Consider the following 9,935-nt stretch of genomic DNA (forward strand, 5'->3'; position numbering starts at 1 on the left):
GAGTGCAGTCCATGAAATTGCACCTGCGCCTATTCGCCATGCTGCTGGTCGCGTTCACGGCCTTCGCCCACGCGGCGCCGGAGCGCTCGCAGGGCGACGACGACCCGATCGCCAAGTTCGCCTCGCCCGGAGAAGAAGCGGTGGGTGACTTGCTGCTGCAGGCGATGAGCCTGATCGGCGTCGCCTACCGCTTCGGCGGCAGCACGCCCGATTCTGGCCTCGACTGCAGCGGCTTCATCCAGTATGTGTTCAAGAAGTCGCTGCGCGTGAACCTGCCGCGCACCGCCGCCGAGATGGCGCGCGTCGGAAAGCCGGTCGACCGGGGCGAACTTGTGCCCGGCGACCTGGTCTTTTTCAATACGCGCGGTTTTGCGTTTTCGCACGTCGGCATCTACATGGGCAACGGCCGCTTCATCCATTCGCCGCGCAGCGGCAAGAGCGTCGAGATCACCAGCATGGGGATCGACTACTGGGTGCAGCGCTACAACGGCGCGCGCCGCGTGCAGCGCGGCTCGGCCAACCTGGCCGCGGAGTTGACCGATCGCCCCCCCGCCGACAAGCCGCAGCGTGCGGCGGCGAGCGTGCGCGCTACCGAGCCGCGCCGTGCGGTGGCCCAGCGGGAGGAGGAGGCGCCGGCGCGCGGCCGCTACCGTCGCGTCGAGGTCGAGACGCAGGCCAAGTGCCCGCGCGGTCGCGACTGCCCGGCGCCCAAGGCGGCGGTCGAACGCCGCGCCGACGAGCGCAACAAGAAATCGCGCGACGAGGAAACGCGCGGCCGCCGCAAGGCCGAGGCCACCGAGCCGCCGAAGGCCAAGCGCAAGGACGCGTCGGAAAAACGCCCGACCCAGCAGAAGGACCGCGGCTAGCGGTTCCCGGATCAACCCGCGATGCCCGCGATGCGCGGGCATCGCCGTTTTGAAGTGCAAACACGATGAGCAGCAATCTCGACATGCCGGTCTGGCGCGATCCGCAGGGCAACACCGTCGCCTGCGTGGAAAAGATCAAGGTGATGCGCGAAAACCTCGAGGAGCTGGCGCAACTGGCGCAGGACGCGTTCGAGGACGCGATCCTGATGGGCTGCGACGAGAGCCAGGTGCGCGACTTCCTGGTCCAGTTGATGCAGCGTCTCGAAAATCCCTACCAACCCTGACCCAAAGGCCCGCATGACCCTCCCGTTCGAGGCCTTCATCGGCTTGAGATACCTGCGCGCTCGCCGCAGCAACGGCTTCATTTCCTTCATCTCGCTGGTGTCGGTGCTCGGCATCGCGCTCGGCGTCGCCGCGCTGATCATCGTGCTGTCGGTGATGAACGGCTTCCAGAAGGAAATCCGCGGCCGCATCCTCGGCGTCGCGTCCCACCTGGAAATCAGCAGCTACGATGCGCGCCTGCCCGACTGGCCGGCCTACGCGAAGTTGGCCGAGCGTGAACCCGAGGTGCGCGCGGTCGCCCCCTTCGTCAACGCGCAGGGTCTGCTGACCTCGCGCGGCGTGGTGCGCGGCGCGCTGGTGCGCGGTGTCGAGCCGGCGCGCGAAGACCAGGTGGTCGAGGTCGGCCACAAGATGCTGGCCGGCCGGCTGTCCGACCTGAAGCCCGGCGGCTTCGGCATCGTGCTCGGCGTCGAGCTGGCGCGCCAGCTGGGCGTGGCGGTCGGCGACAAGGTGACGCTCCTGACGCCGCAGGGCAACGTGACGCCGGCCGGCCTGATGCCGCGGCTCAAGCAGTTCACCGTGGTCGGCGTGTTCAAGGTCGACATGTTCGAGTTCGATTCGTCGCTGGCGATGGTCGACCTGCGCGACGCGCAGCTCTTGTTCCGCATGGGCGACGCGGTGTCGGGCGTGCGGCTCAAGCTGTCCGACCCGATGCTGGCGCCCGAGCTGAAGGCGCGCTTTGCCGGCAAGCTGCCGCCGGAGGCGACCGCGACCGACTGGACCGACATGAACGCCAACTACTTCCGCGCGGTGCAGATCGAGAAGCGGATGATGTTCATCATCCTGACGCTGATCGTCGCCGTCGCCGCGTTCAACCTGGTGTCGACGCTGGTGATGGTGGTCACCGACAAGCGGGCCGACATCGCGATCCTGCGCACGCTCGGCGCCAGCCCGGCCAGCATCATGAAGATCTTCGTGATCCAGGGCTCGGTCTCGGGCATCCTCGGCACGCTGTCGGGCGTCGCCGGCGGCGTGCTCGTCGCGCTGAACCTCGACGTGATCGTGCCGGCGATCGAGCGCGTGCTCGGCACCCGGCTGATCTCGGGCGACGTCTACCTGATCGACCACCTGCCGTCGCAGGTGCTGTCGGGCGACGTGACGACCATCGCGCTGATCTCGCTGGCGCTGTCCTTCCTCGCCACCCTGTACCCGAGCTGGCACGCCGCGCGCCTGCAACCGGCGGAGGCGCTGCGCTATGAGTAAGCCGAACACCGTGCTGGAAGCCTTCGACCTCGCCAAGAGCTACGAGGAGGGACGGCGTGCGCTCAAGGTGCTGGCCGGTATCGACCTGCGCGTCGACAAGGGCGATACGCTGGCGGTGGTCGGCGCGTCCGGCTCCGGCAAGAGCACGCTCTTGCACCTCTTGGGCGGGCTGGATACGCCGACGCAGGGCAGGGTAGAGCTGGCCGGCGAGAACCTGTTCGCCGTGTCGGAAAAGCGCCGCGGCCAGCTGCGCAACCACCACCTCGGCTTCGTCTACCAGTTCCACCACCTGTTGCCCGAATTCTCCGCGCTCGAGAACGTGATGATGCCGCTCCTGATCCGGCGCCAGCCGCGCGGCGAGGCGGCCGAGGCCGCCAGCCAGATGCTGGCGCGCGTCGGCCTCGGCGCGCGGCTCGAGCACAAGCCGGGCGAGCTGTCGGGTGGCGAGCGCCAGCGTGCGGCGATCGCGCGCGCGCTGGTGACGCGGCCGGCCTGCCTTTTGGCCGACGAGCCGACCGGCAACCTCGACCGCGGCAACGCCGAGGCGGTGTTCGAGCTGATGCTGGAGCTGAACCACGGCCTCGGCACCGCGCTGGTCATCGTCACCCACGACCCCGAGCTGGCCGCCCGCACCGGCCGCGTGCTGAGGCTCACCGAGGCGGGCCTGTCGGAAGACGACGACTGAGCCGGCTCGGCCAACCTGTTCCTTTACTATCGATACGGAGACGCGACTTTGTTGTTATTTCGTCGTGACGAATGGTCTGTCGACGTGCTGTGGCAGGCGCTGCGCACGCAGTGGGGTCTGACCGAACTGGGCATCGCGCTGGCCTGCTTCGGCCTGGGCTGGCTGGCGGCGCGCGCGGTCTACCATCGCGTGTTCGCCGCCCACCCGGAGCGCTTCGACCGCTTCCTGCCCTACGTCGGCTTCCGCGTCGTGATGCCGCTGGTCGCCCAGGTGCTGGTGATCGGCGCGGCCAGCGTGTGGGTGCTGGCGCTGGCGCGGCCGGCGCACGTGCTGCCGGTGGCGTCGGCGATGCTGTTCTGGCTGGCGGCGATCCGCGTGCTGGCGGCCATGCTGCGCCAGGCCTTTCCGGCGGGCAAGTTCGAGCGCGGCAGCGAGCAGTCGCTGTCGGCGGTGCTGTGGGTGGTGTTCATCACCTGGGCGATCGGCGCCGACAGTCTGGTGATCGACTGGCTCGAGTCGGTGCACCTCACCGTCGGCAAGTCGCGGCTCGACCTGCTGATGGTGATCACCGCCATCCTGTGGGTCGCGGTGATCCTGGTCGGCGCGATGTGGGTGGGCCGCCTGGTCGACCAGCGGCTGATGCGCATCGGCGAGATCGACCTGAACCTGCGCATCGTGTTCTCCAAGCTCGCGCGCACCATCCTGATCATCGCGGCGGTGCTGATCGCGCTGCCCGTCGTCGGCATCGACCTGACCGTGCTGTCGGTGTTCGGCGGCGCGCTCGGCGTCGGCCTCGGCTTCGGTCTGCAGAAGATCGCCAGCAACTACGTGTCCGGCTTCATCATCCTGCTCGACCGCTCGATCCGCATCGGCGACCGGCTGATGGTCGACAACCGCGTCGGCTACGTGTCGCAGATCACCGCGCGTTACGTGGTGCTCAAGGGGCTGGACGGCTCCGAGGCGCTGGTGCCGAACGACACGCTGATCGCCAACACGGTGATCAACCAGTCCTACTCGGACAAGGCGATCTGGACTAGCCTGCAAGTGCAGGTGGCCTACGACACCGACCTCGACCTCGCGCTGGCGCTGATGCGTGCCGCCGCCGCCGACCATCCGCGCCTGCTGAAGGATCCGGCCCCCTCGGCCAACGTGACGCTGTTCGGTGACAACGGTATCGCGCTCGACCTGGGTTTCTGGGTTGCCGACCCCGAGAACGGCTTCATGGGCCTGAAGTCGGAGCTGAACCTGGCGATCTGGCGCAGCTTCAAGCAGCACGGCGTCCAGATGCCGTTCCCGCAGCGCGAGGTGCGCATCCTCAATCCCCTGCCGACGGCGGCCGAGACCGCCGCAGGGTTACGACCCGGAGAGTAGACGTGCCGCACAGACTGGCGATCATCGACGACGACGCGGCGGTCCGCGACGCCCTGCTGTGGTTGCTCGAAGACCACGGCTACGCCGCCGACGGCTACGACAGCGCCGAGGCCTTCCTCGACGCCGCCGTGCCCGACCTTTACCAGTGCCTGGTGCTCGACCTGAGGCTGACCGGCATGAGCGGCATCATGCTGCTCGAAAGGTTGGCCGAGCTGCCTTACGCGCCGCCGGTGATCATGCTGACCGCGCACGGCGACGTACCGCACGCGGTGTCGGCGCTCAAGCTCGGTGCGGCCGACTTCCTCGAGAAGCCATTCGACAACGCGCGCCTGCTCGGTCTCGTCGAGACCTGCATCGCGCAGGACGCGGCGGCGCGCGACAAGCACCGGCGTCTCGCCGGCGTCGCGGACGCGCTCGCCTCGCTGACCGAGCGCGAGCGCCAGGTGATGGCGCTGGTGCTGGCCGGCAAGCTGAACAAGCAGATCGCCGACGCGCTGGCGATCAGCATGAAGACGGTCGAGGTTCACCGCGCGCGGGTGTTCGACAAGATGGGCGTCAAGTCGGCGGTCGAGCTCGCGAACCGGGTCGCGGTGCTCGGCGAGGACGCGGTGCGCCAGCTCAAGGCGGACGGGGAGGCGGCATGAGCTACAAGCAACCCGTTTCCGTCCTGGTGGTGATCTACACGCCCCAGCTCGACGTGCTGCTGATCGAGCGCGCCGACAAGGCCGGCTACTGGCAGTCGGTAACCGGCAGCCGCGAGGGCGAGGAAACGCTGGCCGAGACCGCGCGGCGCGAGCTCTATGAAGAAACCGGTCTGGACGCCTCGCGCTACCTGCTCGAGGACTGGCGCTATACCAATACCTACGAGATCTTCGACCACTGGCGTGCCCGCTACGCGCCGGGGACGACCCACAACGTCGAACATGTATTCGGCCTGCGGGTGCCGTCGCGGTTGCCGGTCACCCTGGCGCCGGGCGAGCATGTCGCCTACCAGTGGCTGCCCTGGCGCGAGGCGCTCGACCGGGTGTTCTCGCCGTCCAATGCCGACGCGATCGCCCGCCTGCCGGCGCGGGTGTCGGTATGCGCCCGCTGAACATCACCACGCTCAATATGCACAAGGGCATGTCGCCGCTGAACCGGCGCGTGCAACTGCCCCGCATCGCCCACTGCCTGTCCAACCTCGAACCCGACGTGGTCTTCCTGCAGGAAGTGCAGGGCAAGAACATGCTGCGTTCGCTGCGCTTCGCCGACTGGCCCCAGGAAGGACAGCACCATTACCTGGCGCGCAAGCTCGCCCACAAGGTCGCCTACGGCCTCAACGCCTCCTATAACCACGGCCACCACGGCAACGCCATCCTGTCGCGCTACCCGCTCAGCACGCGCTGCAACGTCGACATGTCGGTCAACCGCCTCGAGCAGCGCGGACTGCTGCACTGCGACCTGCAACTGTCCGGCTGGCCGGTCCGGGTGGCCGCGCTGTGCGTCCACCTGAACCTGCTGGCGCACGATAGACGCAAACAGATCGTCAAGTTGCGCCACTACATCGACCATGCCATCCCTGACGATACGGCGCTGATCGTCGCCGGCGACTTCAACGACTGGCGGGGCGAGATCAGTGCCATTCTGGCCGGCGAGCTGGGCATGACCGAGGTGTTCGAGTCGCTCTACGGCCGCCATGCCCGCAGCTATCCGGCGCGGCTGCCGGTGTTGCCGCTCGACCGCATCTACGTGCGGGGGCTCTCGGCCGTGAGCGCCCAAGTCCATCAGGGCTTGCCGTGGGCGAGCCTGTCCGATCACCTCCCGCTGTCGGCATTGCTCGTGCCCGAATCGACGTCGCGCAGCTAGAAGTTATCCTCTATACATAAGCATGTCCCCCGGGTCGACTATGCCTCTCGGTTGACCGCCTTTCGCAAGATATTCTTGAAATTTTTCCAATGTAATCAAGGCTTGACGCATAGCTTGTCTATTTCCTTGATTTCACTTCTGGCATGAACCATCCTGCTCTTAAGAGCCGCTAACAAAACCTACTTTCCCCGCGAGCCGGTGCATGCCGGATCAAGACCTTACGGTTGCTCGATTGAGGTTTTGTTAGCGGCTCTAAGAGGCCGTGAACACGTCTTGTCGCATACTTCCGACGGGCGTCGGTCTCGGCAATTGAGGGCAATGTCCTGCCCTCGAACGTTTCGGTCTTGACGCCGAATCTTCGATTGTGAGGCAGCCGCGCGGGCAGGGTGACGGTAGAGCAAATCTGCTGCAGAACGCGGGGTATGGCAAACCAAGTCATGGTCTCCATGCCTCGCGTCCCGGAAATGCGCGGGACGCAAATTTAGGGGTGGCAGCGTGGGTCAGCGTGATGTTCTCGTACTCGGTCAGCAGTGTGCCGGGGTCGCTGCGCAACTGCGACAAGTGCTCCCGGGCTGGCGGGTAATCGCCGCAGAAACCGTCGGCGAAGCCGTCGCCGGTATCGGTGAGGCGACGCGCCCGGTGGTCGGTCTGCTGCAACTGGATCAAAACGGTGCCGAGTTGTTCTACGCGCTCGAAGACATCCACTCGACGGCTGGTACCATGGAGTGGATCGCCTTGGTCGAAAGGTCCAACTTGGGGACCGGGCAGATCGGCAATTTCATCTCCAATCACTGCTACGACTTTCATACCCTTCCACTCGATGCGTCGCGTTTAGCAATTACGCTTGGACATGCGCACGGGCGTGCCGAGTTGCGTCTGCGACATGCCAAAAAAACTATCATCCCGAATCAATTCAATATGGTGGGAAGCAGTCCTGCCATGCAGAAGTTGTTTGCCAGCCTTGAGAAAGTCAGCGCGAGCGAAGCTCCGGTACTGATCCACGGCGAAAGCGGTACCGGTAAGGAGTTGGTCGCCAGGGCTGTCCACAATAATTCCGGGCGCGCAAAGGGGGCCTTTATCGCCGTGAACTGCGGTGCGATCCCCGCCCACCTTGTCCAGACCGAGTTGTTCGGTCATGAAAAGGGGGCATTTACCGGGGCTCATCAACGGAAGATCGGCTTGATCGAGTCGGCAGACGGAGGAACCATTTTCCTCGATGAGATAGGAGACTTGCCGCATGACCTCCAGGTCAACCTGCTGAGGTTCCTGCAGGAAAAAACGATCGAGCGGGTAGGGTCGACACAGCGGTTCAATGTCGATGTGCGGGTGATCGCGGCAACCCATGTCGATCTGGAGGCGGCTGTTGCGGATAGAAAGTTCAGGGAAGACCTGTATTACAGATTGAATGTTTTGCGTTTGAATGTGCCTGCCCTGAGGGATAGGGGCGATGATGTCGAGTTGTTGGCAAAGTGGTGCTTTGATCAGTTTTATTCCGAAAAAAATGCCGCAGTACAAGGGTTCAGCGCAAAAGCCATGAAGGCAATTCGCAACTATGGTTGGCCGGGCAATGTAAGGGAACTGATCAATAGGGTGAGAAGTGCGATGGTGATGAGTGAAAGCCGCTTGATCAAGCCAGAAGACTTGGGCCTGGACGGCCGTATTGGCGAAAAATGCTCCCAAGAAGCCGTTTGTCTCGACGAAGCTCGAGATCGCCTCGAAAAAGACATGATTAGTCAGGTTCTCAACTTGAATAAACAAAACGTAACGGCCACGGCAAGGCAGCTTGGCCTTTCGAGGTCCACGTTGTATCGGATGATGAATAAATTGGAGTTGCAGAAGTAGAAAGCGGTTTTGGGAGTTGGTCAAGTCAGTGGTTTGTCTGTTGCGTTTGATTTTTTTAAGGGGGATGTATGAGAAATATGCTTCGGGTCCAGGCAAAACCATTGGCTTCGCTCGTTGTGGCGGCAAGCGCTTTGGCGGGCGGTACGGCCATGGCCGCAGAGAAAAGCCCTTGGGTAAAAGAATCGGCCGGTCATGAAAATTTTCCAATCATTCTGGCTCAAAATGAAACAGAGCTGATGGTTTCCGATAAAGCGGCTGCAAGCGGCAGCAATCAGGCAGATGGGGTTAGTGTGCCTGATAAGGTGAAAGATATCGCCATGTCTTTTGAGCGGCCTGGCGTTCTTACCCCTAAGGGTACTTTTCTATTTGATCCGTCGCTCCAGTTTTCGACCTCTTCATCGAATCGAATTTCTATCTTGGGCTATACCATCGTCCCGGCAATCACAGTCGGCCTAATCGACCTTCGGTCGCTGACGCGAAACTCAATAGTCGCCTCGCTTGAGGGGCGTTATGGTGTGACCAATCGGTTAGAAGTGGAGGGGCGGATTCCTTATGTCTGGCAGTGGGATAGAGATAGATCTAGGCCAGTTAATCAAGGGGCGCCGGCTGATGAAACTTTTAATACCAGAGGGAGCGGGTTGGGTGATGTCGAGTTTGGTTTTCGCTATCAGTTGAACGATCCATTGGATGGTGGGGCTTATTACATCGCAGGTCTTAGGGCAGTCGCCCCGACAGGTAAAGGGCCATTTGATGTCGAATATGGTGATGACAGTCTGCAGAAAGAAATACCAACAGGGTCTGGTTTTTGGGCGGTTCAGCCTTCTATCGGGGTTGTTATTCCAAGTGATCCGGCTGTTTTTTATGGCAGGGCTGCTTATCAATGGAATATTAAAAAGAAAGTTGACAAGCAGATTTCTGCCTCGGGCGACAGTGTCGGAACAGTAGATCCTGGTGATATATTGAGTTTTAACTTTGGTATGGGATTTGGTATTAATGAAAAGGCATCATTTAGTATTGGTTATGACCATGCTTTTGTGCTGAAGTCAAAAATAGACAATAAAACACCAGATGGTGCGTCAACCGTTCAGGTTGGCTCCTTGGTGTTTGGTTTTTCCTATAAGTTTAATAGCAGGGAAACGGCTAATATTTCCTTGGGGGTTGGGGTGACAGACGATGCACCGGATGTGCAGTTGACGCTTAGAGCACCATACTCGATGTAATCTGTAGTGTGTTTTTCTTTGCGAGAGCCTTGATTATATAATCAAGGCTATTTTTGTTGAATCGTCCCAGTGAATTGTGAATCGTCCGGGACTAGATGTTGCATCCCGGACGATCATCTGTGCAAACGCATCGGGAAACTGACCCTTGCCCGCGAGGGTTTGGGTAAGCTTCTGCAAACGCTACCGGCTGAGAGTCGCTAACAAAACCTCCTTGATGCTGAGCACGCGAGGCCCCATCTGGTCGGCATGAGGCGAAGTGTCGTCAGCCAGAAACTGTGGAAATCGTTGCAACCGTTGCTGCCCAGCCCGCCCCGTTCACGACGGGGCGGGCGTCCCCGCCTGGATGACCGGGCGGCGTTGAACGGCATCCTGTTCGTGCTCACCACCGGGATCCCGTGGGAGGAGGACCTACCGCAAGAACTGGGCTTCGGCAGCGGCATGACCTGCTGGCGACGCCTGCGTGACTGGCAAGCCCAAGGCGTCTGGGACCGCCTGCATCTGGCGCTGTTGACCCAACTGCGGCAATGCGACCAGATCGACTGGAGCCGGGCCTGCATCGAC

Annotated in this window: 11 protein-coding genes; all 11 read left to right on the forward strand. The window is 62.6% G+C overall.

What is annotated here, in order from left to right; translation table 11 throughout:
* Positions 1–11 precede the first annotated feature (11 nt).
* Entirely contained in the window at positions 12–866 is an 855-nt protein-coding gene (locus EV683_RS11595) for a C40 family peptidase (RefSeq protein WP_131862875.1), read from the forward strand.
* A gap of 65 nt (positions 867–931) precedes the next feature.
* Positions 932–1,150, forward strand: a complete 219-nt coding sequence (locus EV683_RS11600) for a hypothetical protein (protein WP_207910451.1) — start codon at positions 932–934, stop codon at positions 1,148–1,150.
* A 13-nt stretch (positions 1,151–1,163) separates the two neighbouring features.
* Positions 1,164–2,411: a lipoprotein-releasing ABC transporter permease subunit gene (locus EV683_RS11605; protein WP_066609390.1), complete on the forward strand. Its 1,248-nt coding sequence runs from the start codon at positions 1,164–1,166 to the stop codon at positions 2,409–2,411.
* Positions 2,404–3,096, forward strand: coding sequence for a lipoprotein-releasing ABC transporter ATP-binding protein LolD (lolD, locus tag EV683_RS11610; protein WP_131862876.1), 693 nt, complete (start codon positions 2,404–2,406; stop codon positions 3,094–3,096). Before EV683_RS11605 ends, lolD begins: the two co-directional genes overlap by 8 nt.
* A 51-nt stretch (positions 3,097–3,147) precedes the next feature.
* Positions 3,148–4,467 (forward strand): mechanosensitive ion channel family protein, encoded by a 1,320-nt coding sequence (locus EV683_RS11615; protein ID WP_243694753.1) that lies wholly within the window; start codon positions 3,148–3,150, stop codon positions 4,465–4,467.
* Between the two features lie 2 nt (positions 4,468–4,469).
* Positions 4,470–5,111, forward strand: coding sequence for a response regulator transcription factor (locus EV683_RS11620; protein ID WP_066609388.1), 642 nt, complete (start codon positions 4,470–4,472; stop codon positions 5,109–5,111).
* Positions 5,108–5,560 (forward strand): dihydroneopterin triphosphate diphosphatase, encoded by a 453-nt coding sequence (gene nudB, locus EV683_RS11625; protein ID WP_131862878.1) that lies wholly within the window; start codon positions 5,108–5,110, stop codon positions 5,558–5,560. The genes EV683_RS11620 and nudB overlap by 4 nt, the downstream gene beginning before the upstream one ends.
* A complete protein-coding gene (locus EV683_RS11630) occupies positions 5,548–6,312 on the forward strand; it encodes an endonuclease/exonuclease/phosphatase family protein (protein WP_066609386.1) in 765 nt (254 codons plus the stop codon). The genes nudB and EV683_RS11630 overlap by 13 nt, the downstream gene beginning before the upstream one ends.
* Before the next feature lie 495 nt (positions 6,313–6,807).
* Entirely contained in the window at positions 6,808–8,154 is a 1,347-nt protein-coding gene (locus EV683_RS11635) for a sigma-54 dependent transcriptional regulator (RefSeq protein ID WP_165916825.1), read from the forward strand.
* A 68-nt stretch (positions 8,155–8,222) separates the two neighbouring features.
* On the forward strand, positions 8,223–9,374 hold the full coding sequence (locus EV683_RS11640) for a transporter (RefSeq protein WP_131862879.1): 1,152 nt from the start codon (positions 8,223–8,225) through the stop codon (positions 9,372–9,374).
* A 246-nt stretch (positions 9,375–9,620) separates the two neighbouring features.
* Positions 9,621–9,935 (forward strand): transposase (locus EV683_RS11645; RefSeq protein ID WP_131862880.1); only part of this gene is annotated, 315 nt, incomplete at its 3' end.

The sequence above is a fragment of the Crenobacter luteus genome (genome assembly GCF_004345725.1).
GTDB classification, from domain to species: domain Bacteria; phylum Pseudomonadota; class Gammaproteobacteria; order Burkholderiales; family Chromobacteriaceae; genus Crenobacter; species Crenobacter luteus.